Here is a 24,585-nt window from a genome sequence, read left to right as displayed (position 1 = left end):
GCAAAGTTGTGATCGAAAATCTGCGTAATATCGCCATCATCGCGCACGTTGACCATGGTAAAACTACCCTGGTTGACAAGCTGCTACAGCAATCCGGTACGTTCGACGCACGTACTGAAGCACAAGAACGTGTGATGGACTCCAACGATTTGGAGAAAGAGCGTGGGATTACCATCCTCGCGAAAAACACCGCAATCAAATGGAATGATTACCGTATCAACATCGTTGATACCCCAGGGCACGCCGACTTCGGAGGTGAAGTTGAGCGTGTTATGTCCATGGTTGACTCTGTGCTGCTGGTGGTAGATGCCTTTGATGGCCCGATGCCGCAAACGCGCTTCGTGACCAAAAAAGCTTTTGCCCACGGTCTGAAGCCGATCGTGGTCATCAACAAAGTTGACCGCCCGGGCGCGCGTCCGGACTGGGTTGTCGATCAGGTGTTCGACCTGTTCGTTAACCTCGACGCGACCGACGAACAGCTGGACTTCCCGATCGTTTACGCGTCCGCGCTGAACGGTATCGCGGGTCTGGACCACGAAGACATGGCTGAAGACATGACCCCGCTGTACCAGGCGATTGTCGATCGCGTGCCGGCGCCGGACGTTGACCTTGACGGTCCGCTGCAGATGCAGATCTCCCAGCTGGACTACAACAACTACGTTGGCGTCATCGGCATCGGCCGCATCAAACGCGGTAAAGTGAAGCCGAACCAGCAGGTCACTATCATCGATAGCGAAGGCAAAACCCGTAACGGTAAAGTCGGTAAAGTACTGACCCACCTGGGTCTTGAGCGTATCGAGAGCGACGTAGCTGAAGCTGGCGACATCATCGCGATCACCGGTCTGGGCGAGCTGAACATCTCCGACACCATCTGCGACCCGCAGAATGTCGAAGCGCTGCCGGCCCTGTCCGTCGATGAACCGACCGTTTCCATGTTCTTCAACGTCAACACCTCTCCGTTCTGCGGTAAAGAAGGTAAGTTCGTTACCTCTCGCCAGATTCTGGACCGCCTGAACAAAGAGCTGGTGCACAACGTGGCGCTGCGCGTTGAAGAAACCGAAGACGCTGATGCGTTCCGCGTTTCCGGCCGTGGTGAACTGCACCTGTCCGTTCTGATTGAAAACATGCGTCGTGAAGGTTTCGAGATGGCGGTTTCCCGTCCGAAAGTTATCTTCCGTGAAATCGACGGCCGTAAACAAGAGCCGTTCGAGAACGTGACGCTGGACGTCGAAGAGCAGCACCAGGGTTCTGTTATGCAGGCGCTGGGCGAGCGTAAAGGCGACCTGAAAAACATGAATCCGGACGGAAAAGGCCGCGTACGTCTCGACTACGTGATCCCAAGCCGCGGTCTGATCGGCTTCCGTTCAGAGTTCATGACCATGACCTCCGGTACCGGTCTGCTGTACTCCACCTTCAGCCACTACGACGACGTTCGTCCGGGCGAAGTGGGCCAGCGTAACAACGGCGTGCTGATCTCCAACGGTCAGGGTAAAGCGGTAGCGTTCGCCCTGTTCGGTCTGCAGGATCGCGGTAAGCTGTTCCTCGGTCACGGTGCGGAAGTTTACGAAGGCCAGATCATCGGTATTCACAGCCGTTCTAACGACCTGACGGTAAACTGCCTGACCGGTAAGAAACTGACCAACATGCGTGCGTCCGGTACTGACGAAGCCACGGTTCTGGTTCCGCCGGTTAAGATGACCCTGGAGCAGGCTCTGGAGTTCATCGATGACGACGAACTGGTAGAAGTCACTCCGACCTCTATCCGTATCCGTAAACGTCACCTGACCGAGAACGACCGTAAACGCGCAATGCGCGGTGCAAAAGAAGAGTAATTTATTCTTCTTGTTGTTCGTAAAACCCCGCCTCTCCGGCGGGGTTTCTTTTTTTGATTCCTGCATCACACGCCAATAGTCAAATCCTGCCTTTCCCGCTAAAGTTAATTTTCCACGGCGCGGAAGGAGACGAAAATGCTCTATATCTTTGATTTAGGTAATGTGATTGTCGACATTGACTTCAACCGGGTATTGGGGGCCTGGAGCGATTTAACCCGCATCCCGCTGGCGACGCTGAAGCAGCATTTCACCATGGGAGAGGCATTCCATCAGCATGAGCGCGGCGAGCTCAGCGATGAAGATTTTGCCGCCGCCATGTGCCATGAAATGAATATGTCCCTCAGCTATGAGCAGTTTGCTCACGGCTGGCAGGCGGTGTTTGTCGCGCTGCGTCCGGAAGTGATTGCGATCATGCAAAAACTGCGTGCCCAGGGCCATCGCGTGGTGGTGCTCTCCAATACCAATCGTCTTCACACCACGTTCTGGCCGGATGAATACCCGGAAGTGCGCGCTGCCGCCGATCGCATCTATCTGTCTCAGGAGATGGGAATGCGTAAGCCTGAAGCGCAAATTTATCAGCGAGTACTGGAAGAAGAGGGTTTTTCCGCCGCAGATACGGTCTTTTTTGATGATAACGTCGATAATATAGCAGGGGCTAACCGGTTGGGGATCACCAGTATTCTGGTGACCGGGAAGAAGACCATCCCTGACTATTTCGCGAAACAGCTATGCTAAGAACCGTTCATCAAAAATTACTCCACCATACCCGGCCGCTGCTGGCGTGGCTTAAGCTGCTGTGGCGGCGTATTGATGAAGACCATATGACCACCCTGGCGGGGAACCTCGCCTATGTGTCATTACTGTCCCTGGTGCCGCTGATTGCCGTCGTGTTCGCGCTGTTTGCGGCCTTCCCCATGTTCTCGGAAGTCAGCGTGCAGATCCGCCATTTTATCTTCGCCAATTTTATTCCGGCGACCGGGGATGTGATCCAGGGATATATCGAGCAGTTCGTCGCCAATTCCAGCCGCATGACCGCCGTAGGCGCCTTTGGCCTGATCGTGACCTCGCTGCTGCTGATGTACTCGATCGACAGCGCGCTAAACACCATCTGGCGCAGCACGCGCAGCCGGCCCAAAGTTTACTCCTTTGCGGTCTACTGGATGATCCTGACCCTTGGTCCGCTGCTGGCGGGCGCCAGCCTGGCGATCAGTTCCTATCTGCTGTCGCTGCGCTGGGCAAGCGACCTGGACGGCGTAATTGATAATCTGCTCCGCCTTTTCCCGCTGATCCTCTCCTGGGCAGCATTCTGGCTGCTCTACAGTATTGTACCCACCACCCAGGTGCGTAACCGCGACGCGGTGATCGGGGCGCTGGTGGCGGCGCTGCTGTTCGAGGCAGGTAAAAAAGCGTTTGCCCTCTATATCACCACCTTTCCGTCCTATCAGCTCATTTATGGCGTGATTTCGGTGGTGCCGATTTTGTTCGTCTGGGTGTACTGGACCTGGTGTATCGTCTTGCTTGGCGCTGAAATTACTGTCACTCTCGGTGAATACCGCAAACTTAAAACAGAAGAAACAGAACAACCATGATTGCATTAATTCAACGCGTATCCCGTGCAAGCGTTACCGTGGCGGACGAAGTGACGGGCGAAATTGGCCCAGGGCTTCTGGTGCTGCTGGGGGTCGAAAAAGACGATGATGAACAAAAAGCGAATCGCCTCTGCGAGCGCGTGCTGGGCTACCGCATCTTCAGCGATGCGGAGGGGAAAATGAACCTGAATGTTCAGCAGGCGGGCGGCAGCGTGCTGGTGGTTTCGCAATTTACGCTGGCGGCCGATACCGAGCGGGGGATGCGGCCGAGCTTCTCGAAAGGTGCTGCTCCGGACCGCGCTGAGGCGCTGTATGAGTATTTTGTCGCCCGCTGTCGCCAGCAGGAAATGAACACCCAGACCGGAAGATTCGCTGCGGATATGCAGGTTTCTTTGGTCAATGATGGTCCCGTGACCTTTTGGTTGCAGGTATGACCCAGCTTCCGGGCAGGCTGCGGGTAACAAAAGAGAGTACGACTATGTATCACCTTCGTGTACCGCAAACAGCAGAAGAGTTAGAGAGCTACTATCAGTTCCGTTGGGAAATGCTGCGTAAGCCGCTGCATCAGCCTAAGGGTTCGGAACGTGACGCCTGGGATGCGATGGCGCATCATCAGATGGTGGTGGATGAAGAGGGCAACCTGGTGGCCGTCGGCCGGCTATATATCAATGCGGAGAATGAAGCTTCCATTCGCTTTATGGCCGTTCATCCCTCGGTGCAGGATAAAGGGCTGGGTACGCTGATGGCGATGACCCTCGAGTCCGTCGCGCGTCAGGAAGGGGTTAAGCGGGTCACCTGTAGCGCTCGCGAAGATGCGGTGGAGTTTTTCGCCAAGCTCGGCTTTGTCAATCAGGGGGAGATTACTACCCCGACCACCACGCCGATCCGTCATTTCCTGATGATTAAACCGGTCGCGTCGCTGGACGACATTCTCCACCGCGGCGACTGGTGCGCGCAGCTACAGCAGGCGTGGTATCAGCATATCCCGCTGAGTGAAAAGATGGGCGTGCGCATTCAGCAGTACACCGGGCAGAAATTTATTACTACCATGCCGGAAGCGGGGAATCAGAATCCGCACCACACGCTGTTTGCCGGCAGCTTGTTCTCGCTCGCCACCTTAACCGGATGGGGGCTTATCTGGCTGATGCTGCGCGAGCGGCACCTGGGGGGCACCATCATTCTGGCGGATGCGCACATCCGCTACAGTCAGCCCATTAGCGGCCGTCCCAGCGCCATTGCCGACCTCGGTTCTCTGAGCGGCGATCTTGACCGTCTGGCGCGTGGGCGTAAAGCCCGCGTGCAAATGCAGGTGGAGCTTTTTGGCGACGATAAACAGGGCGCCGTATTCGAGGGGATCTACATCGTGCTGCCGGCGAAGCCCTTTGGCTCTTACGAAGAGGGCGGCAACGAGGAAGAGTAGCCCCGGGCGGTTATCGTCCTGGCGATGCTACGCGCCAGGCGATATCCCGCATGGCCTCTCGCGCGGCGCGGCTGATCCCCCCCAGCTGAAAGAAGCCGTGGATCACCCCCAGATAGCGCTGACAGGAACTCTCCACCCCTTGCGCCATCAGCCTTCGATGCAGCGCTTCGCCCTCGTCGCGTAAAGGATCGAACTCCGCCGTCAGAATATGCACCGGCGGCAAACCGTGAAAATCGTCGCGCCAGAGCGGACTGGCATCCGGATGGTTCGCCGGCGTCGAGGCGAGGTACATTTCATAGCCGCTCAGCAGCGTGTCCCGGGTAATCACATAGTCAGCGCCGTTGCTGACGTAGCTCGCCATGCTGGCGGTGGGGTCAAGCATGGGATAAATCAGAATCAGTTGCGCGGGTTGCCACGCCGTATTCGCTTTCAGGCGCAGGGCCGTTACCAGAGCGAGGTGCCCGCCGGCGCTGTCGCCAGCCAGGGTGATGCGTGATGCGTCAACGCCAAGCTGCTCCGCGTGTCGGTGGATAATCATGACACCTTGTTCTGCGTCATCGTGCGCCGCCGGAAAGGTATGCTCCGGCGCCAGGCGGTACTGCACGGCGATCACCCGGCAGCCGCTGAACCAGGCTAGCTGACGGAGCTGATTGTCGTGGGTGGCAAAGCCGCCGCTGACAAAACAGCCGCCGTGGTAGTAGATAAGTGTCGGCAACAAGCCGCTGGCGGTGGGCGGTGAAACGATGCGGAAGTTCATCCCCTCCAGCGTGATATCCACCACCCGCACTCTCGTTTCCATCTCCCCGGCGAGCACCGCGCTGGTGATATAGCCGGCTCTCCGATCATCAATATGTTGCTCGCGTGATGACGGACGCTCTGCCGCAATAAACGCCTCAACCAGCGAAGCAATCCCTTTTTCCAGCGCCATGTGAAGTTCCTTATACTGTTTTAATATCCAGTGTTATAGCCTGGGTTATGGCGAAAAGACAGACTTGATGAGATCGCCTTTACGTTCTGGAAAGCGGCTCGCAAAAATGCGTGTACGCCGGCCGAGGTGCTGGATACTGCGGTTTGGCACTTGTAATGTGTGACTGGTAGCTGTACGAGCCTGATTCGATTACTGTAAGCCAATGGCGTAGCAAGATGATCTTTATAGAAACGCATTGAAAGACCGGGTCGCAAGTGCTTCCCGGTTTGATGAGAACTTACTCCCCTTCGCCGGGGAACATGAACGGGTTTATTGAGCTTCTGGCGAAGCCTTCCTGCTCCATGCGGGCGTCGAGTACCAGGGATGCCAAATCGTCGGCGACGGCTTCGACTTTTGGATCCTTCTCCTGATACATAATCTTCAGGTAGGTTCCGCAGTCGCCACAGCTTTCAGCTTTCACCGCAGCCTGCTCGTTGTCCAGTGACCAGTAGTGCAGATCGCGGCTCTGTTCGCAATTGCTACATTTGACGCGTACCACGTGCCACTCGGTTTCGCACAGATTGCAGTGCAGATAGCGCAGCCCCTGGGTGGTACCGATCTGCACGATGCTGGAGACCGGCATCGAGCCGCACACCGGGCAGAACTGGCGCTGTTCGCCGTATTCGGCGCGCGCTTTCCCGGGGATCAGACTGGCCATCTGCGCCCAGTAGAGCGACAGCGCGGCCCAGATGAACGGCGCTTTATCGCTGCTGACCGAGGCGAAGTCGGAAGCAAACAGCGCGCTGGCCATCTGCTCCAGCTCCTGCTCAGAGGCTTTTTCCAGATTCTCAATCACCGCCAGCGCCGGGCCGCTCATCTCCGGCTTCAGCTCGGCAATCAGCGAGTGCAGCAGCTTGTGCCAGTGTTTGTCGCGCGGCAGGACGTGGATATCCAGCGGCGGCTTGCCCTGTTCGCTGGCCGCTTTAATGCGGGCGGTGAGATCCATCTGCAGCGGATGGTCGTACAGCACCACTTCCTGGGCATGGGCGATCAGCGCGGCAAAGCGCAGATAATCGCCCAGCGGGTTGTTGGCGGCCAGCTCGCGCAGGCGTTCAGCGCGGCGGTTATACAAATTTTTCAGTCTGGGGAACAGTAGCGGCGGAATGGCTTCCGCCGTGCGTTTCTCGCTCGAACCCAGCTCGTCTTGCGGGATTATGCGAATACTCATTCAGATGACTTTTCCTGTTTCTGGCGGACCTCTCGGTACCAGCGCGGGTGATGTTTCTTCGCCCACGTACTGGTGACCCAGCCTTCCACCATCGCGGTAATGGTGCCTTTCACCCAGAGGGCGGCGTAGATATGCACCATGATAACCACAATTAACGCCACTGCGGCAAATGAATGCAGCATCAGCGCAAATCGGATCACCGGGATTGAGAAAGCCGGCGCAAAATACGGACGCCAGATGATCACACCGCTCACCAGCAGCAGTACCAGGAAGATAATCGCCGCCCAGAATACGCATTTCTGGCCGAAGTTATAGCGCCCGGTATCGCCTACCTCCTCGTTGACGACGATCTTACGAATATTCTTCGCCCAAAAGATATCATCCCGATTGATTAGGTTGTGGTGCCAGTAACGGAAAAACATGATGATGAACGACGCGAACATCACCACCCCGACGAATGGGTGGAGAATTCGCGCCAGCTGCGGCGTGCCGAGGATATGCATCAGCCAGTTAAAGGACGGGAAGAAAAAGCCTAACCCGCTTACCGCCGCCAGGATGAAGCAGAAGGCGGTGACCCAGTGGTTGATGCGTTCCGGCGCCGTGTAGCGCACGATGGTGTCACGTCGTTTCATTTGCGCACCTCGTCTTTCTCTTCATGCAGGTTGTCCTCTTCCTCTTCCGCGCGGTTCGGACCGACGCCGACGTAGTGGAAGATACTGGCTGCGAAGGTCGCGGCGAAGCCGACGGCCGCCAGCGGTTTCCAGATGCCTTTCCAGAACTTGACGGTCTGGCTGATCTCCGGGTTTTCCGGCAGGCCGTGGTACAGATTCGGCTTGTCGGCATGGTGCAGCACGTACATGACGTGGGTGCCGCCGACGCCGGCCGGATCGTACAGGCCCGCATTGTCGTAACCGCGGGTTTTCAGCTCAGCCACGCGCTCGCCGGCCAGCGTTTTCATATCCTCTTTGGAGCCAAAGTGGATGGCGCCGGTTGGGCAGGTTTTCACGCAGGCCGGTTCCTGGCCGACGGTGACGCGGTCTACGCACAGGGTACATTTGTAGACGCGGTTGTCTTCCGGGTTCAGACGCGGCACATCGAAAGGGCAGCCGGCGATACAGTAACCGCAGCCGATGCACTGCTCGGACTGGAAATCGACGATGCCGTTGGCGTACTGAATGATCGCGCCTTCTGACGGGCAGGCCTTCAGGCAGCCCGGATCGGCGCAGTGCATGCAGCCATCTTTGCGGATGAGCCATTCCAGCTTGTCGTTTTGCTCCACTTCCGAGAAGCGCATTACCGTCCATGACTTGGCGGTCAGGTCCGCCGGGTTGTCATACACCCCGACGTTGTGACCGACTTCATCACGAATATCGTTCCATTCGGAGCAGGCCACCTGACAGGCTTTGCAGCCGATACAGGTGGTGACGTCGATAAGCTTCGCCACCTCCTGCTGGTGGTCCCGCGCCTGAGGCGCGGGGGTGAAACCGTTAGTCGCGGAACGACGAATAATATCTTGCGATTGATAAGCCATAAGTCGTCTCCGTTACACCTTTTCCACGTTCACGAGGAAAGCTTTGAACTCCGGCGTCTGCGTGTTCGCATCACCGACGAACGGCGTCAGGGTATTGGCAATAAAGCCTTTTTTCGCCACGCCCTCATAGCCCCAGTGAATAGGAATGCCGATGGTATCGATATCCTTACCGTCCACTTTCAGCGTGCGAATACGTTTGGTCACCACCGCCTTGGCCTTGATGTAGCCGCGGTTGGAGGAGACCTTGACGGTATCGCCATGGCTGATGCCAAGCTTATTCGCCAGTTTTTCACCGATCTCCACAAACTGCTCCGGCTGCGCGATGGCGTTAAGCAGCGCGTGCTTGGTCCAGTAGTGGAAGTGTTCGGTCAGGCGGTAAGTGGTGCCGACGTACGGGAATTTCTCCGCTTTGCCCATCTGCTCGAGATCGCCTTTGAAGACGCGAGCGGCCGGGTTAGAGACCACGTTCGGGTGCAGCGGGTTAGTCCCGAGCGGCGTTTCAAACGGCTCGTAGTGTTCCGGGAACGGTCCTTCCGCCATCTTATCGATAGCGAACAGACGGCCCATCCCTTCCGGCTGCATGATAAACGGACCGACGTCGCTGCCAGGCGCGGCGGCGCTGTAGTCCGGAATATCCACGCCGCCCCATTTCGCGCCGTCCCACTTCAGCAACTGACGTTTAGGATCCCACGGTTTACCCTGTGGGTCCGCGGAGGCGCGGTTATACAGGATGCGGCGGTTGAGCGGCCATGCCCAGGCCCAGCCCAGCGTATTGCCCAGACCGGACGGATCGGCGTTATCGCGGCGCGCCATCTGGTTGCCTTCCGGCGTCCAGCTGCCGGCGAAGATCCAGCAGCCGCTGGAGGTCGTGCCGTCGTCGCGTAGCTGTGCGAAGGAGCTCAGCTGCTGCCCTTTCTTGACGATCACCGCGCCGGTCGCCGGGTCGGTAATATCCGCCAGCGCTTTACCGTTGCTTTCCATCGCCACTTCTTCCGACGCCGGCTCATGCGGTGTGGAGTAATTCCACGTCATGTTGAGCACTGGCTCTGGCGCCGGGCCACCCTCTTCGGCATACATCTTACGCAGGCGAGTGAAGATACCGGCGAGGATTTCGCCATCGGTGACAGCGATCCCCGGGGCGTCCGCGCCTTTCCAGTGCCACTGCAGCCAGCGGCCGGAGTTGACGATAGACCCGTTCTCTTCGGCGAAGCAGGTGGACGGCAGACGGAACACTTCGGTCTGGATTGTCGACGGGTCAACATCGTTCGACTCACCGTGGTTTTGCCAGAAGGTGGACGTTTCGGTATTGAGCGGGTCGATGGTCACGAGGAACTTCAGCTTCGACAGGGAAGCGACGACCTTGTTTTTGTTCGGGAACGAGGCGACCGGGTTAAAGCCCTGGCAAATATAGCCATTCACTTTGCCCTGATTCATCATCTCGAAGTACTGCAGAACGTCGTAGCTCTTATCCCACTTCGGCAGCCAGTCAAAGCCCCAGCTGTTTTCTGCTGTCGCTTTATCGCCGAAGAAGGCTTTCATCATGGAGACGAAAAACTTCGGATAGTTGCCCCAGTAGTTGACCTGGTCTTTCAGCAGCGGCTTCGGCGTGTTAGCCGTCAGGTAGGTCTGCAGGTCGGCCTGTTTTTCGTTAGGCAGCGACATGTAGCCCGGCAGGCTGGTAGAGAGCAGGCCGAGGTCGGTCAGACCCTGGATATTGGAGTGGCCGCGCAGGGCGTTGACGCCGCCGCCTGCCATCCCCATATTGCCGAGCAGCAGCTGGATCATCGCCATGGTGCGGATGTTCTGCGCGCCGATGGAGTGCTGGGTCCAGCCGAGAGCGTACAGGAACGACGCGGTTTTATCCGGCGCGCTGGTTTCGGCAATGTATTCACAGACTTTGAGGAAGTCGGCCTTCGGCGTACCGCAGATGTTTTCGACCACATCCGGGGTATAACGGGAAACGTGCTGCTTCAGCAGGTTCCAGACGCAGCGCGGATGTTGCAGCGTGGTATCGCGTTTGGCGAAGCCGTTTTCGTCCAGCTCATAGTTCCAGCTGGTTTTGTCATACTGGCGTTTTTCTGCGTTATAGCCGCTGAACAGCCCGTCGTCGAAGCTGTAGTCCTCACGCACGATCAGGCTGGCGTTGGTGTAGGCTTCGGTGTATTCGCGGTTGAATTTTTCGTTATTCAGCAGGTACAGGATCACGCCCGACAGGAAGGTAATGTCGGTACCGGAACGAATCGGGGTATAGAAATCAGCCACCGACGCTGTACGCGTGAAGCGCGGATCGATAACGATGAGTTTGGCACCGTTATGGATTTTGGCTTCCATCGCCCAGCGGAATCCCACCGGATGCGCTTCAGCGGCGTTACCGCCCATCACCACGACCAGGTTGGCGTTCTTAATATCCACCCAGTGGTTGGTCATCGCACCGCGACCAAATGTTGGAGCAAGACTTGCTACCGTTGGTCCGTGTCAGACACGCGCCTGGTTATCCACCGCCAGCATCCCGAGGGCGCGGGTGAATTTTTGCGTTAAATAGCCGGTTTCGTTACTGGAAGCGGAGGCGCACAGCATCCCGGTGGTCAACCAGCGGTTGACGGTGGTGCCGGCGTCGTTTTGCGCGATAAAGTTGGCGTCGCGGTCCTCTTTCATCAGCTTCGCGATGCGATCGAACGCTTCGTCCCAGCTGATTTGCTGCCATTTATCGGAGCCTGGCGCGCGATATTCCGGGAATTTCAGGCGGCTTTCAGAATGGATAAAGTCCACCAGACCGGCCCCTTTCGGGCAGAGCGCACCACGGTTAACCGGATGATCCGGATCGCCTTCGATATGGAAAATGGATGCTTTGGCGTTTTTTGCGCCGTCGCCGAGGCTATACATCAACAGCCCACAGCCGACAGAACAGTATGTGCAGGTGTTACGGGTTTCGCGTGTGCGCAGCAATTTGTACTGCCGTGTCTCCGCGAGCGCAGTTGCCGGGGCAAAGCCCAGCGCTGCTGCCGTGGTTCCCGCCATACCGCCAGCGCAGATCTTAAAGAACTGCCTTCTGCTGACCTGCATGGTTCGCTCCTTGTTTCGACATTGTCACATGTAGTTATTTGCTTTGCGGTGAAGGCCGCAAAGGTTCAGAATTAGGGCATATTTCCCTCATTCCTGAAGGGATAAAAACAGAATACCACATTGTGTGTATGCCTGTTCCAATACGGTTAAAGCAAAGTGAACAAGAAGCCTCTCGAACAAATCGAAAATGTGACGAACATCACAGGATATCGCCGGGTCTCCCTCTGGAAGCGCGAGGATCTGCAACACCCTCAGCCAGATGAGTTAGCGGAAGAGGTCCCCGTCGCGCTGGTCTACAACGGTATCTCCCACGTAGTGATGATGGCCACGCCGAAAGACCTCGAGCAATTCGCCGTCGGCTTCTCCTTATCCGAAGGGATTATTGAGCATCGGCGGGAGATTTTCGGCATGGACGTGGTGTCGATGTGCAACGGCCTTGAGGTGCAGATTGAACTCTCCAGCCGGCGTTTTATGGGGCTCAAAGCCCGGCGACGCGCGCTGGCCGGGCGCACCGGCTGCGGGGTATGCGGCGTCGAGCAGCTCAATGATATTGGTAAGCCGGTCCAGCCGCTGCCGTTCACCCAGACGTTCGATCTCGCCAACCTCGACCAGGCTCTGGCGCATCTTAACGACTTTCAACCGATCGGCCGACTCACCGGCTGCACCCACGCGGCCGCCTGGGTCCGGTCGACGGGCGAACTGGCGGGCGGTTTTGAAGACGTCGGCCGGCATGTGGCGCTGGATAAACTGCTCGGCCGGCGGGCGGAAATCGGCGAGGGCTGGCTGCCTGGCGCCGCGCTGGTATCCAGCCGCGCCAGCTATGAAATGGTGCAGAAAGCCGCGATGTGCGGCGTCGAGATCCTGTTCGCGGTATCAGCAGCTACCACCTTAGCGGTGGAAGTCGCCGAGCGCTGCAACCTGACGCTGGTGGGCTTTTGCAAGCCGGGCAGGGCGACGATCTACACCCACCCGCAGCGTTTGAATGCGGGTTAAAATTTGATCAGTAAATTTGAACAATGACAGCAAATCCTTCCGCTTTTTGTTTGGTGATGTGCGGGCTACTATTTAACACATCAAGGCACAACGCCTTATCTAAACAACTAAATGAAAGGGTTTATCTCATGAAAAGCATCAAAACTTTTGTCGCAGTAATCGCTATGGCCGCCTCTTTTGCTTCCTTCGCTGCTGAAACCGTCACCGCTACCGCGACAACGATGGACGGCGCGGAAGCGAAAATCGCCGCTCAGGCCCAGGCTGCTGGCGCTTCGTCTTACAAAATTACCGAAGCGTTTACCGGCAACCGCGTGCATATGACTGCGGAACTGAACAAATAAGCGTAACGCTACTGTCGAAAGAGCGCCTCAGGGCGCTTTTTTTGTTTCCGCTTTGGCAAAAAACAGCCACTATTTCCCACCGCCGCGAAAAAAATGTGGCAGTACTCACGTTTCCGTTCTTTTCTTAAATCCCCATTATTACCGCAAATAAAACATCTTCAATGCTGAATATCTCGATGTTTTAACGCTATGAAATATAAAGATATTAAAACCAGAAAGCGATGAAGATCACTCTCTTTTAATGAGATGTTTATCACAAAAATAAGCGTGATATCACTCCTGTCAACTATTCACGGACCTAATTTAATACGCATTATGTGATCTCCATTGCAAATAGAAGTCTTGCAGTCAGGGAAAAATGTCGTCAGGCAAATGAGCGAGGAAGCGTCATGAAAATTGGCATCGTTATTAGCGGCGGGGATGTTTCGGGAATGAATAATTTTATATTCCAGATTGCCAGGCAGGCTGATGCCGAGATCACCCTGTTTAATGGCGGTATTCCTGGTCTGCTGGAGAAAAATCATCAGGATATCGCGTGGCGCGATCTGGTTGATTTCTCTATTACCGCTGTGCCGATCATTACCTCCGGACGCACCAGTCGCAAACTGCAGCGCAGCGAATATGAAATGATTGCTAAAAAACTTAAATCGTTGCGTATTGATGTGCTTATTATGGCCGGGGGGGATGGCAGCCTGCAGTTTCTCAATACCCTAAGTGAATTTGATATTAATTGCTTTGGCGTGGGAATGACTATCGATAATGATGTGTATGGTAGTGATTATACGATTGGTTTTTCCACGGCCTGCGAGCAGATTATTAAAGAAGTCTCCCGTTTAAGAAATACCGGAAGAGCGCTGCCGGGGCGGGTTTTTATGGTTGAGATATTAGGAGGTTATTGTGGAGAACTAACGTTACAGTCCGCCATTAAATGCAATGCGGATATTGCCCTGATCCCGGAGGCGCAGATGCCGCTGGCCATGCTTGCGGAACGGATTACCCGGAAGCTGAGCATGCAGAACAGCGTCGTTATCCTCTGCTCAGAAGGCTACACCAAAGAGTACTCTCCCGGCTTTCAGGGAGCGATTGATACCATGATCAAACAGCTGGAACCGCAAATTGGCGTCCGTATCCGTAAAACGATTGTCGGCTATGGCTTACGCAGCGGTGAACCGACCTGTGAAGAGATTTATCAGGGCACCATTATGGCCAGTGAGGTGGTTCGCTGTATTCAGTCAGGTATGAAAAATAAAGCCATAATAATTAATTCCAGTAATAAACCTATTCCGATTGATTTAGTCAGTATGAAAAAACGTCTGGTCGATACTGAAGGACATCATTATAAACTTGCCAAGCAACTCAATATTATTTGAGGAGACCCTCCATGCTGAAAATTTTATGCGTATGTGGCTGCGGCCTCGGTTCAAGCTTTGCCATTGAAATGACGGCGAAGGCAGTTTTAAAAAAGCTGGAAATTCCCGCTCATATTGAACACACCACCGTATCCGAAGCCGGAGCCTTTAAATCGGATATGATTTTGACGCAAAAAACCTTTGCCGACATCTTAACCGCCGATGCCACTGAAGAGGAAATTAAACGCGTCGTGGTGCTCAATAAACTTACGGATAAAGAGGAAATTGAAACCAAAATCGTCGCATTCTTAAAAGAACGTCATCTGAAGGTGGCTGATTATGAATAGCTTCGTTGCGTTTATCGTTAAGGATTTACTTGGTCAGGCATCTATTCTTATTGCTTTTATTGCCATGCTTGGCCTGATCCTGCAAAAGAAATCCCCGGGCAAAACCGCGGAAGGGACGTTTAAAACGCTGCTCGGCTTCTTAATTATGATGGCCGGGATCAACATCATTGTCGCCACGCTAACCTTCCTCAACGATATTTTCACCCAGGGGTTTGGCATGAAGGGCTACATTACCGATGTGGCCGCCATCGCCGGGTTAGCGAATCGGGAATTAGGTTCGGAAGTGGCGCTGACGCTGCTGGTGATCTTTGCCGTCAATATAATTATCGCCCGTCTGACGCCGCTAAAATATATTTTCCTGACCGGTCAGGCGCTGCTGTGGATGGCGACGATCGGCGCCGTGATTGGCTATAAATCCGGGCTCACCGGCGTACCGCTGATTTTAACCGGGGGCATCTTCGGCGGCGTGATGGCGGTGTTAATGCCGGCCCTGGCGCAGCCGGTGGTCAGGCGCATAACCGGGTCTGACGACGTAGCCCTGGGGCACTTCTGTACCATCGGTTATCTGGTGCAGGCCGCCGTCGCGAAGGTCGTCGGCAAAGGTTCCCGCTCCACGGAAGATCTCGAGCTGCCTGATAACTTTAAGTTTCTGCAGGATACCTATCTGGCCATGGCGGTGGTGATGGTGCCGATGTATCTCATCCCGGCTATCGCGGCAGGCCCGCAGTACATCGCGCAGTTCTCCGGCGGGATTAACTACCTGATGTATGCCTTTATGCAGTCCATTCAGTTTGTCGCCGGGGTTTTTGTCCTCTATAGCGGCGTGCGTTTATTGCTCAATGAGCTGGTGCCGGCCTTTCGCGGTATCGCGATGCGTATTGTTCCGGATGCGAAGCCGGCTCTCGATTGCCCGGTACTGTTTCCTTATGCGCCGAATGCGGTGATTGTCGGATTTCTGGCGACGACCGTCGGCTCGATTATCGGCATGCTGGTCTTCCCAATGTTCGGTCTGGCGATGATCCTCCCCGGGCTGTTAACCAACTTTTTCGCCGGCGGCACGGCAGGGGTATTTGGCAACGCGCTGGGCGGACGCCGCGGGGCAATGATCGGCGGGGTTATTCACGGTCTGTTTATCACGTTTCTGCCGGCCATTCTGGTGCCCATGCTGGAGAGTTACGGCTTTACGGGCGTCACCTTCAGCGACTCTGACGTCATCAGCTCGGGTCTGGTATTAGGCCACGCCTTCCAGAATAACTGGCTCTTTGTCGCCTTATTTATTGTGTTTGTCGCCGCACTGGCATGGTTTGTCAACGGGAAATCCGCTAAGCCGAAAGGGGAAAATGTTCATGAGTCTGTATAATTTCAATGAGATTTTAAAAATCGCCCAAGAGAGAAATTTTAAAGCGATTGGCTCGTTTAACTTGCACTGTATTGAGATGCTACCGGCATTTTTCAAAGCCGCGCAAAACAGCCACAGCCCGTTAATGATCCAAATTTCAACCGGGACCGCGGAGTACCTCGGCTATCGTTTGCTGGTCGACGCCGTGCGTTCATTAGCGGACAGTGAAAATATTCCAACCTGTCTGCATCTTGACCACTGCTCAGATATTAAGGCCATCGAGACGGCAATGAACGCGGGCTTTTCGTCGGTGATGTACGACGGCTCACATTTAAGCCTTGAGGAAAATATCGGTAATACGCGAATAGTGGTGGAGATGGCCCGCCCGCGCAATATTACGGTAGAAGGCGAACTGGGGGCGATCGGCGGGTCAGAGGATGGAAAAGCGGTGGCGGCGGAAGATATCTGCTTTACCACCGTCGAAGACGCGAAACGCTTTGTGGAGGAGACCCAGGTCGATATGCTGGCCGTCTCGGTGGGCACTGTGCATGGCCTCTACACCGGTAAAGCGCAGATACAGCACCAGCGGCTGAAACAGATTAGCGCGGCGACCGGCGTGCCGCTGGTACTGCACGGCGGTACCGGCGTCAGCGATGAGGATATGCGGCTGGCCGTCACCGAAGGGATTAATAAAGTGAACGTCGGGACGGAAATGAACGTGCAGTGGGTTGACCGCTGTAAAACGACGTTTGAGAAAGGGAAAGTGAATGACAGCGTACGGAAATTCTTAATTCCCGCCAACCAGGCTGTCACTGATGTCTTAATGGAAAAAATGGCGTTATTTAAATAACGTTTTCTCCGTCACTCTCTATTTCGTTGCCCTGTCTTCCGCCAGGGAGGGAACTTGCTATGTTTGAATCATTGAAAACGTTGTGGAAAAAAGAGCAAACCCCGCTGCAGGATTATAATCAACAGTCCCGTCAGTTGGCGGAGGAGATTGCCAGGCTGGAAGGCGAACTACAGCGCCAGCCTGGCAATAGCGAGGTGCAAAAAACATTGATGCTGACTTACAACCGGGCGCTATCCATATATGCCAAAAGCACCACCCACCGGCAGGATATTGATACGCTGTTTCTGCAGATTGATAATTTACGCAATATTATTCGCCGCAATATTTAGGAATACAGAATGACCATAAAAGAACTGCTTATTGAGGCCGATGCCATTCAGGTTGGCGTTGTGGAGTCCGACTGGCAGCGGGTAATAAAGCTGGCTGCCCGCCCGCTGGAGGCAAAAGGCTTTATTTCGACCGAATATAGCCAGGCGGTGATCGACAATACCCTGAACCATGGCGCCTATTACGTTTTCGATGAAGGTATTGCTATCCCCCATGCCCGACCCGAGTGCGGCGTCAGACGCAACTGCTTTAGCCTGGTGCTGTTGGAAAAGCCGATTCCCTTTGCAGACAGTGAAAAGGCCGACATCGTCATTATGTTTGGCGCCCGGGATAGCAATGCGCATATCGAGGAGGGGATCCGCTCCATCGTCGCGCTGCTGGATAACAATGACACGATGGCCAAACTGCGGATGGCCCGCAGCCGGGAGGAGGTTGTCGCATTACTATGAACAGACATCTGACCCCAGTCTGCAAAACGGCTATTTTAATCAACGGCATTCCGGCTTCGGGGAAGAGTACCATCACCCGTTTGCTGGCGGAGACCTTCAGCCTGCCGGTATTGACGATCGACGGCATCAAAGAGCCGTTTATGGCGCGTCTGGCCCCGGTCGACCGGCCAATGAATCGCCAACTGGGCTGCGCGGCGTATGAGGTGATCTGGTCGATTGTCGGCGCATCGCCTGCCAGCATGGTCTGGTTGATCGACGCCTGGTTCGGCTTCCAGCCCCGGGAGACCTTGCAAAAATTGCTGCAGCAGGCGGGCGTGGAGCAGGTGATTGAGATCTGGAACCATATCTCCCCCGAGCTGGCGGTCGCGCGCTATGCCTCGCGGCTGGCGACGCGGTCGCCGGGCCACCCCGGCGAAGAGTATCTGCCGGAGCTGGCCCAGCTGGCCGGGCGTGCGCAGCCTATGTCTTTAGGGCCCCTTCTGACGATAGACCAGCGGCGCCCGCTGGAGATAACGCCGGTTATTCACTGGCTTGAAGGCACAATTAGCGGACAACGCACCGGCCTGGCGAATTTCGCATACCCGTCCTAGGGCATACCCGCCAGCCGCAGTAGCGCCGTCACCACCGCCGCGGCGATAATTACGCCGATCAGCGGCACCTTGCGCCAGGCGAGGAACACCGCGACGGCAACGCCCAGAACGCGCGCCATGCCGGCGAAATGCGCGCCTTCATAGAAAGTGGTGGCCAGGGCGACGGAAAAAAGCAGCACCGTCGCCGCATCGGAAAGCAGCGCCTGCGAGCGCTCGGAAAAGGCCAGCCGATTACCAAGCTTCGCGCCGCCAAGACGCATCAGATAGGTTCCCAGCGACAGGATGGCGATACCGGCGATAAACAGCGTCATATTGCCCATTATTTTTTCCTCGACAGTAAACCAAACAGCGAGAGCAGCACCGGCAGCCCGGTAGGCGCAAACGGCACGGCGGCAAGCGCCAGCGCGGCGCCGCTGGCGGCGCGGATCAGCGTGGTACGGTTTTTAAAGGCCGGGATCACCAGCGCCAGCAGGATTGCCGGGAAGACCGCATCAAGCCCGATGGTCTCCGGCGCCGGCAGCAGTTTGCCGACGGCGGCGCCGGTGAGCGTACCCAAAGGCCAGATCAGCGCCACGCCGGCGCCGCACAGCCAGTAGGCCGCTTTGCGCTGCGCGGGGGTGGGCTGCGACAAGCCAAAGACCACGCTCTCGTCGTTCATAATGTGGCACCCGATAAAGCTTAAGGCGCGCTGACCCACCAGTTCACGCACGGTCACCCCGAAAGGGATATGACGCGCGTTGACTAACAGGCCGGCGGCGGCGGCGGCCAGTGGGCTACCGCCGCTGGCGACAATGCCGATAAACATAAATTCAGAGGCGCCCGCCAGCACGGACACCGAAAGCACGAGCGGCACCCATAAGGGGAAGCCGTAAGCCACCGCCAGCGACCCATAGGACATGCCCACCACCCCGACGGCGAGGCAAACTAAAGCAATCGCTTTTATCGTGTCTCCGCTGAGACTGGAGAGGGTTTGTTTCATATCACTTAGCCATATCGAACGAATTTCCATTATAATGAACACATAATGATCGTTTTTCAAGGCGAACGAATCGTTCGATATAAAAAACAAAGGGGCGGGTATGACACAGCCAATCAGCGTTATCGCCAAAAGTCTGGTGCGGGAGCGGGCGCGGACCGGGCTTTCGCTGGCGGAAGTCGCGCGTCGGGCGGGTATCGCCAAATCCACGCTATCGCAACTGGAGTCCGGCAACGGTAATCCTAGTCTGGAAACGCTGTGGTCGCTCTGCGTGGCGCTGGATATTCCATTTGCCCGGCTGCTTGAGCCGCAGGTGAACAAAACGCAGGTGATCCGCCGCGGCGAGGGGACAAAAGTGGTGGCGGAGCAGGCGAACTATCAGGCTATTTTGCTGGCCGCCTGCCCGCCCGGCGCGCGTCGGGACATCTATTTGCTGCTCACCCAGCCCGGCGCCGACCGCATTTCGCATCCGCATCCGCCAGGGTCAGTGGAACATATTATCGTCACTCAGGGGCGCGCGCGGGTAGGATTGACGTCGGCGCCGGAAGAGCTCGGCGAGGGCGACTATATCTGCTACCCGGCGGATCAGGAGCATGTGTTTCAGGCCCTGGAGCCGGATACGCAGGCGCTGCTGATCGCTGAGCAAAACTGACATCGCACCGGCGGGCGTCGCGCTCTCGCTGGACGCCATAGCCGTATTGCGGGACACTAGCCGCATTCTTCCGCGAAGACAGGCATACCTATGTCGCTGAAAGCCATTGCTAAAGAACTTGGGATCTCGGTTACGACCGTCAGCCGCGCGTTAAACGGCTATGATGATGTGTCGCAGGAGACCCGTGCTCGCGTCGAGGCTGAAGCGCAGCGTCGCGGATATCGGCCAAACACGTTCGCGCGTCGCCTGAAAATGGGCAAAATCGACGCCGTTGGCCTCGTGTTCCCGGTGCGCCCCGCGCCGCTGAATAACAACGTCTTTCTCGAAATGGTGGGAGAAATCAGCCACGAACTGGCGCGCTATGAGATTGATTTACTGCTGATCGCCGATGATGAACAGGCCGATAAGCACGGGTATATGCGCATGGTGCAGAGCCGTCGCGTCGATGCGCTGATCGTCGCGCATACCCTGGACGACGACCCGCGCCTGATTCAGCTGCTCTCTTCCGGCTTTCCTTTCCTCGCGCTGGGCCGTAGCCGCCTGCCGCAGCCCTACGCCTGGTTTGATTTCGATAACCAGGCGGGCACCTACCGCGCCACCCGCCATCTGATTAGCCAGGGGCATCGGCGCATCGCGCTGCTGAGTGAAAATAATAATCAGGCGTTTATTACCCAACGGCGCAACGGTTACCTGGAAGCCCTGCGCGAAGCGGGCCTGGCGGAAACCTGGCTGCGCAGCGTGCCGCCCACCCGCCGCGGCGGGTTTCAGGCAACGATGGAGCTGCTGCGCTTGCCTGAACCGCCAACGGCGATTGTCACCGACTGCAACACCCATGGCGACGGCGCGGCGATGGCCCTGGCTCAGCTTGGGCGTCTTACCGGCGCCGATCGCGTCTCACTGGTGGTCTACGACGGTTTGCCGCAGGACAGCATCATCGACACCCCGGTAGGCGCAGTGGTTCAGTCCACCCGACAGGGGGTGGGACGCCAGATAGCCACGATGGTCCGCCGCTTAATCGCCGGCGAGGATCTGGCCTCGCTCCAGGTGCTCTGGCAGCCAGAATTCATCCCCGGCGAAACCGCCTGATACCGCTCTCCACAGATTAATTTCCTGAACTCGATCACGGATCCGAAACGTTTTGGTTGGTGTCCGAAACGTTTCGGATCAACAGTAAGGCATTCCTTGAAGTGGAGATGTCTAATGTCTGATTCGATTATACGCCTGCAAAGCGCAACGGCTGACGTGGTGATCAAATCCCACCCTTTCGCCGAAATTATCTACTGGGGGCCGCATTTAAGCCACTTTTCGCCGCAGGATGCCGACAGCCTGACGCGGCCGGTCGCCAATGGCCGCCTCGACGTCGATTCCCCGGTCACCTTAATGGCGGAGCTGGGCCATGGTCTGTTTGGCGCTCCGGGCATTGAAGGCCATCGCCAGGGGCTGGATGCCTCGCCGATTTTCGCCACCAGCGAAGTGCGGCACGAGGGCCAGACGCTGACCCTGGTCAGCGAAGACCCGCAGGCCGGCCTGCGGTTGTGCAGTGAAATCCAGCTTGATAGCAGCGGCGTGCTGAGCGTGCGCCATGGCGTGACCAATCTGCGCGCCAGCCCATGGCAGGTGGATCGACTGGCGGTCACGCTGCCGGTCGCCGAACGCGCTCGCGAGGTAATGGCTTTTCACGGCCGCTGGATCCGCGAATTCCAGCCCCATCGTCTGCTCCTTGAACACGACAGCTTTGTGCTGGAGAACCGCCGCGGGCGTACCTCTCACGAACATTTCCCGGCCCTGATCACCGGCAGCCACGCCTTTAGCGAGATGCAGGGTGAAGTCTGGGGCGTGCATCTGGGCTGGAGCGGCAACCATCGCCTGCGGGCGGAGGTGAAAACCGATGGCCGCCGCTATCTGCAGGCCGAGGCGCTCTATCTGCCTGGCGAAATGGCGCTGGCGGAAGGGGAAACCTTATGGACGCCGTACCTGTATGCCAGCTACTCGGCGAACGGGCTGAACGGTATGAGCCAGCAGTTCCATCGTTATCTGCGCGAACGGATTATTCGCTTCCCGGGCAACAAGCCGCGCCCGGTGCATCTCAACACCTGGGAGGGGATCTATTTCGACCACGATCCGGACTACATCATGCGCATGGCGGATGAAGCAGCGGCGCTGGGCGTGGAGCGTTTTATCATTGACGACGGCTGGTTTAAAGGTCGCAACGACGACTGGGCGGCGCTCGGCGACTGGTATCTCGATGAGGACAAATATCCCCACGGCCTGACGCCGGTTATCGACCACGTGAAGTCGCTGGGGATGGAGTTCGGCATCTGGGTGGAGCCTGAGATGATTAACCCGAACTCCGATCTCTACCGTGCCCATCCCGACTGGGTGCTGGCGCTGCCGGGCTATACGCCGCTTCCCGGGCGTCATCAGTTTGTCCTGAACCTGAATATTCCGGAAGCTTTTGATTATCTGCTGGAGCGGATGAGCTGGCTGCTGGGCGAGCACGCGGTGGATTATGTGAAGTGGGATATGAACCGCGAGCTGGTACAGCCCGGGCATAACGGTAAAGCTGCCGCCGATGCGCAAACCCGCCAGTTCTATCGCCTGCTGGATACGCTGGTGGCCCGCTTCCCGCATATTGAATTTGAATCCTGCTCCTCCGGCGGCGGTCGTATCGATTATGAAGTCCTCAAGCGCAGCCATCGCTTCTGGGCTTCTGACAACAATGACGCCCTTGAACGCAATACCATCCAGCGCGGCATGAGCTACTTCTTCCCGCCGGAGGTGATGGGCGCGCACATCGGTAATCGCCACTGTCATGCCACCTTCCGCCAGCACAGTATCGCCTTCCGCGGCCTGACGGCGCTGTTCGGTCATATGGGGCTTGAGCTGGATCCGGTGAGCGCCGATGAAGAAGAACGCGCCGGGTACCGGAAATACGCGGCCCTGCATAAGCAGTGGCGCGACGTGATCCATCACGGCGTGCAGTGGCGGATGGATATGCCGGACGCCACCACCCTTGCCCATGGCGTCGTCAGCCCGGATAAAGCGCAGGCGATTTTCCTCGTCAGCCAGCTGGCGATGCCGGACTACACCCTGATGGCGCCGCTGCGCCTGGCGGGGCTGGAGGCGAGCGCCCGCTATCAGGTGACGCTCCTCGATCATCCGAACATACAGATCACCGGCGAGGGCGGCCACACCATGCGGAAGCTGCCGGCATGGATGACGACGCCGCAGACCGTAAGCGGTGAGTGGCTACAGCAGGCGGGGCTGGCGCTGCCCATCCTCGACCCGGAAAGCGCCATTCTGATTGGCCTGCAACGCGTGTGATGGTACCGGGCCGCGCCGCGGCCCTTCTTGAGGAAAATATAATGAACCCGACCGTCTGTACCCACAAAAACAACCCCAACTTCTGGATTTTCGGGCTGTTCTTCTTTCTCTACTTCTTCATCATGGCCACCTGCTTTCCGTTTCTGCCGATCTGGCTGTCGGACGTCATCGGCCTGAATAAAACCGAAACCGGCCTCGTTTTCTCCAGCCTGTCGCTGTTCGCCATCTGTTTCCAGCCGATCCTCGGGGTGATCTCTGACAAGCTGGGGCTGAAAAAACACCTGATGTGGATCGTGACCGTTTTGCTGGTGCTGATTGCTCCCTTCTTCCTTTATGTTTTCGCTCCGCTGCTGAAAACCAATATCTGGCTCGGGGCGTTGAGCGGCGGCGCTTACATTGGCTTTGTGTTCTCCGCCGGCGCCGGCGCGATGGAGGCCTATATCGAACGGGTAAGCCGCAACAGCGGGTTTGAATACGGCAAGGCGCGCACCTTTGGTTGCCTGGGCTGGGCGCTGTGCGCCACCACGGCGGGGATGCTGTTCAGCGTTAACCCGGAGTGGGTGTTCTGGATGGGCTCGGCCGCCGCGCTGCTGCTGGTGGTGCTGGTGGCTATCGCCAAACCGCAGGCTAGTCAGTCCGCGCAGGTAATGGACTCGCTCGGCGCCAATCGCCCGGCGATCGATTTAAAAACGGCGGTGCGCATGTTCCGCCAGCGGAAGATGTGGATGTTTATTCTGTACGTCATCGGCGTGGCCTGCGTGTATGACGTTTTCGATCAGCAGTTCGCCACCTTCTTCAAATCGTTCTTCGCGACCCCGGAAGCAGGCACCCGTGCCTTTGGTTTCGCCACCACCGCGGGAGAAATTTGTAACGCCATCATTATGTTCAGCTCGCCGTGGATTATTAACCGCATCGGGGCGAAGAATACCTTGCTGATTGCCGGGATGGTGATGGCGGCAAGAATGATTGGCTCTTCCTTCGCCACCACCGCCGCGGAAGTGGTGGCGCTGAAAATGCTCCATGCGCTGGAGGTGCCGTTCCTGCTGGTGGGCGCCTTTAAATATATTACCGGCGTGTTTGACGTCCGGCTGTCGGCGACCATTTACCTGGTGGGCTTCCAGTTCGCCAAGCAGGTGGCGGCGATCTTCCTCTCCGCCTTCGCCGGCAATATGTATGATCGGATCGGTTTCCAGGAGACCTATATGATCCTCGGCGGTATTGCCCTCACCGTCACTTTAATATCGGCGTTTACGTTAGCGGGTAAGACGAAAACTGAGCCGCTGCGCGATAATGCGATGACGGTTTAATCATTGGAAGGTAAGATCACATGGATGTGACTGAAAGATAAGAATATTTTTATGGTGAAAATGAAAGAGCGCATAAGCAGCGGTAGGCATTAAAATATAAGGAATGAACAATAACCGCCAGAATTGTACCCGGCTTTACCCTATATAAGGGCTATAACTTATTCTTCTTTT

General features: G+C 56.7%; 25 protein-coding genes. 18 read left to right on the top strand and 7 right to left on the bottom strand.

The window, feature by feature from the left end:
* The first annotated feature begins 8 nt into the window (after positions 1 to 8).
* The 5 genes from typA (at position 9) to fabY (ending at position 4,841) form a co-directional block, all read left to right on the top strand.
* Positions 9 to 1,832, top strand: coding sequence for a ribosome-dependent GTPase TypA (typA, locus tag QLG03_RS18165; RefSeq protein ID WP_023291496.1), 1,824 nt, complete (start codon positions 9 to 11; stop codon positions 1,830 to 1,832).
* A 135-nt stretch (positions 1,833 to 1,967) separates the two neighbouring features.
* Positions 1,968 to 2,567 carry a glucose-1-phosphatase gene (yihX, locus tag QLG03_RS18160; protein WP_017899838.1) on the top strand — a complete coding sequence of 200 codons (600 nt, stop codon included), beginning with the start codon at positions 1,968 to 1,970 and terminating at the stop codon, positions 2,565 to 2,567.
* Positions 2,561 to 3,421 (top strand): virulence factor BrkB family protein, encoded by an 861-nt coding sequence (locus QLG03_RS18155; protein WP_004203625.1) that lies wholly within the window; start codon positions 2,561 to 2,563, stop codon positions 3,419 to 3,421. The genes yihX and QLG03_RS18155 overlap by 7 nt, the downstream gene beginning before the upstream one ends.
* The gene (gene dtd, locus QLG03_RS18150; RefSeq protein WP_004203627.1) at positions 3,418 to 3,855 is read left to right on the top strand and encodes a D-aminoacyl-tRNA deacylase; all 438 of its coding nucleotides are present in this window, start codon (positions 3,418 to 3,420) and stop codon (positions 3,853 to 3,855) included. Before QLG03_RS18155 ends, dtd begins: the two co-directional genes overlap by 4 nt.
* A 44-nt stretch (positions 3,856 to 3,899) precedes the next feature.
* Entirely contained in the window at positions 3,900 to 4,841 is a 942-nt protein-coding gene (gene fabY / locus QLG03_RS18145; protein WP_004178031.1) for a fatty acid biosynthesis protein FabY, read from the top strand.
* Positions 4,842 to 4,851: 10 nt separating this feature from the next.
* On the opposite strand, the gene QLG03_RS18140 is transcribed toward fabY, so the two are convergent.
* The 5 genes from QLG03_RS18140 to fdnG all read right to left on the bottom strand — a co-directional run bounded on the left by QLG03_RS18140 (position 4,852) and on the right by fdnG (position 11,570).
* On the bottom strand, positions 4,852 to 5,769 hold the full coding sequence (locus QLG03_RS18140) for an alpha/beta hydrolase (RefSeq protein WP_255989669.1): 918 nt from the start codon (positions 5,767 to 5,769) through the stop codon (positions 4,852 to 4,854).
* Positions 5,770 to 6,046: 277 nt separating this feature from the next.
* Positions 6,047 to 6,976 (bottom strand): formate dehydrogenase accessory protein FdhE, encoded by a 930-nt coding sequence (fdhE, locus tag QLG03_RS18135; protein WP_004203631.1) that lies wholly within the window; start codon positions 6,974 to 6,976, stop codon positions 6,047 to 6,049.
* Positions 6,973 to 7,608 (bottom strand): formate dehydrogenase cytochrome b556 subunit, encoded by a 636-nt coding sequence (fdoI, locus tag QLG03_RS18130; RefSeq protein WP_004203632.1) that lies wholly within the window; start codon positions 7,606 to 7,608, stop codon positions 6,973 to 6,975. The genes fdhE and fdoI overlap by 4 nt, the downstream gene beginning before the upstream one ends.
* Positions 7,605 to 8,507, bottom strand: coding sequence for a formate dehydrogenase subunit beta (gene fdxH / locus QLG03_RS18125; protein WP_002882822.1), 903 nt, complete (start codon positions 8,505 to 8,507; stop codon positions 7,605 to 7,607). The genes fdoI and fdxH overlap by 4 nt, the downstream gene beginning before the upstream one ends.
* 12 nt (positions 8,508 to 8,519) lie before the next feature.
* Positions 8,520 to 11,570 (bottom strand): formate dehydrogenase-N subunit alpha, encoded by a 3,051-nt coding sequence (fdnG, locus tag QLG03_RS18120; RefSeq protein ID WP_089503745.1) that lies wholly within the window; start codon positions 11,568 to 11,570, stop codon positions 8,520 to 8,522.
* A 156-nt stretch (positions 11,571 to 11,726) separates the two neighbouring features.
* Between fdnG and fdhD the strand changes: the two genes are divergently transcribed.
* The 9 genes from fdhD (at position 11,727) to QLG03_RS18075 (ending at position 18,155) form a co-directional block, all read left to right on the top strand.
* Positions 11,727 to 12,563: a formate dehydrogenase accessory sulfurtransferase FdhD gene (fdhD, locus tag QLG03_RS18115; RefSeq protein WP_065813264.1), complete on the top strand. Its 837-nt coding sequence runs from the start codon at positions 11,727 to 11,729 to the stop codon at positions 12,561 to 12,563.
* 128 nt (positions 12,564 to 12,691) lie between these two features.
* Positions 12,692 to 12,904 (top strand): YdgH/BhsA/McbA-like domain containing protein, encoded by a 213-nt coding sequence (locus QLG03_RS18110; protein ID WP_023291501.1) that lies wholly within the window; start codon positions 12,692 to 12,694, stop codon positions 12,902 to 12,904.
* Between the two features lie 389 nt (positions 12,905 to 13,293).
* A complete protein-coding gene (locus QLG03_RS18105; protein ID WP_032454459.1) occupies positions 13,294 to 14,274 on the top strand; it encodes a 6-phosphofructokinase in 981 nt (326 codons plus the stop codon).
* An 11-nt stretch (positions 14,275 to 14,285) separates the two neighbouring features.
* Positions 14,286 to 14,600, top strand: a complete 315-nt coding sequence (locus QLG03_RS18100) for a PTS sugar transporter subunit IIB (RefSeq protein ID WP_004203640.1) — start codon at positions 14,286 to 14,288, stop codon at positions 14,598 to 14,600.
* Complete coding sequence (locus QLG03_RS18095) at positions 14,593 to 15,960, top strand: PTS sugar transporter subunit IIC (protein WP_004203642.1); 1,368 nt, start codon at positions 14,593 to 14,595, stop codon at positions 15,958 to 15,960. Before QLG03_RS18100 ends, QLG03_RS18095 begins: the two co-directional genes overlap by 8 nt.
* A complete protein-coding gene (locus tag QLG03_RS18090; protein ID WP_032429032.1) occupies positions 15,947 to 16,789 on the top strand; it encodes a class II fructose-bisphosphate aldolase in 843 nt (280 codons plus the stop codon). Before QLG03_RS18095 ends, QLG03_RS18090 begins: the two co-directional genes overlap by 14 nt.
* Before the next feature lie 59 nt (positions 16,790 to 16,848).
* A complete protein-coding gene (locus QLG03_RS18085) occupies positions 16,849 to 17,118 on the top strand; it encodes a hypothetical protein (RefSeq protein ID WP_255989665.1) in 270 nt (89 codons plus the stop codon).
* Positions 17,119 to 17,127: 9 nt separating this feature from the next.
* Positions 17,128 to 17,565, top strand: coding sequence for a PTS sugar transporter subunit IIA (locus tag QLG03_RS18080; RefSeq protein ID WP_004203645.1), 438 nt, complete (start codon positions 17,128 to 17,130; stop codon positions 17,563 to 17,565).
* Positions 17,562 to 18,155, top strand: coding sequence for an ATPase AAA (locus QLG03_RS18075; RefSeq protein ID WP_044520894.1), 594 nt, complete (start codon positions 17,562 to 17,564; stop codon positions 18,153 to 18,155). Before QLG03_RS18080 ends, QLG03_RS18075 begins: the two co-directional genes overlap by 4 nt.
* On the opposite strand, the gene QLG03_RS18070 is transcribed toward QLG03_RS18075, so the two are convergent.
* Together QLG03_RS18070 and QLG03_RS18065 are read right to left on the bottom strand one after the other, a co-directional pair.
* Positions 18,152 to 18,475: an AzlD domain-containing protein gene (locus QLG03_RS18070; RefSeq protein ID WP_008807893.1), complete on the bottom strand. Its 324-nt coding sequence runs from the start codon at positions 18,473 to 18,475 to the stop codon at positions 18,152 to 18,154. The genes QLG03_RS18075 and QLG03_RS18070 overlap by 4 nt on opposite strands.
* A complete protein-coding gene (locus QLG03_RS18065; protein ID WP_044520898.1) occupies positions 18,475 to 19,134 on the bottom strand; it encodes an AzlC family ABC transporter permease in 660 nt (219 codons plus the stop codon). Before QLG03_RS18065 ends, QLG03_RS18070 begins: the two co-directional genes overlap by 1 nt.
* A gap of 100 nt (positions 19,135 to 19,234) precedes the next feature.
* Between QLG03_RS18065 and QLG03_RS18060 the strand changes: the two genes are divergently transcribed.
* From QLG03_RS18060 to QLG03_RS18045, 4 genes are all read left to right on the top strand, one after another.
* A complete protein-coding gene (locus QLG03_RS18060; protein ID WP_002882865.1) occupies positions 19,235 to 19,783 on the top strand; it encodes a helix-turn-helix domain-containing protein in 549 nt (182 codons plus the stop codon).
* A 90-nt stretch (positions 19,784 to 19,873) separates the two neighbouring features.
* Positions 19,874 to 20,869, top strand: a complete 996-nt coding sequence (locus QLG03_RS18055; RefSeq protein ID WP_032454463.1) for a substrate-binding domain-containing protein — start codon at positions 19,874 to 19,876, stop codon at positions 20,867 to 20,869.
* A 114-nt stretch (positions 20,870 to 20,983) separates the two neighbouring features.
* Positions 20,984 to 23,107 carry an alpha-galactosidase gene (locus QLG03_RS18050; RefSeq protein ID WP_182962355.1) on the top strand — a complete coding sequence of 708 codons (2,124 nt, stop codon included), beginning with the start codon at positions 20,984 to 20,986 and terminating at the stop codon, positions 23,105 to 23,107.
* Between the two features lie 41 nt (positions 23,108 to 23,148).
* Positions 23,149 to 24,414, top strand: coding sequence for an MFS transporter (locus tag QLG03_RS18045; RefSeq protein ID WP_023291509.1), 1,266 nt, complete (start codon positions 23,149 to 23,151; stop codon positions 24,412 to 24,414).
* The last annotated feature ends 171 nt before the right edge of the window (positions 24,415 to 24,585 follow it).

It is taken from the genome of Klebsiella sp. V115_8, assembly GCF_029967715.1.
Lineage (GTDB): Bacteria > Pseudomonadota > Gammaproteobacteria > Enterobacterales > Enterobacteriaceae > Klebsiella > Klebsiella quasipneumoniae.
The sequence above is the reverse complement of the archived record's forward strand: the minus strand, read 5'-3'. Positions and strand labels throughout refer to the sequence as shown.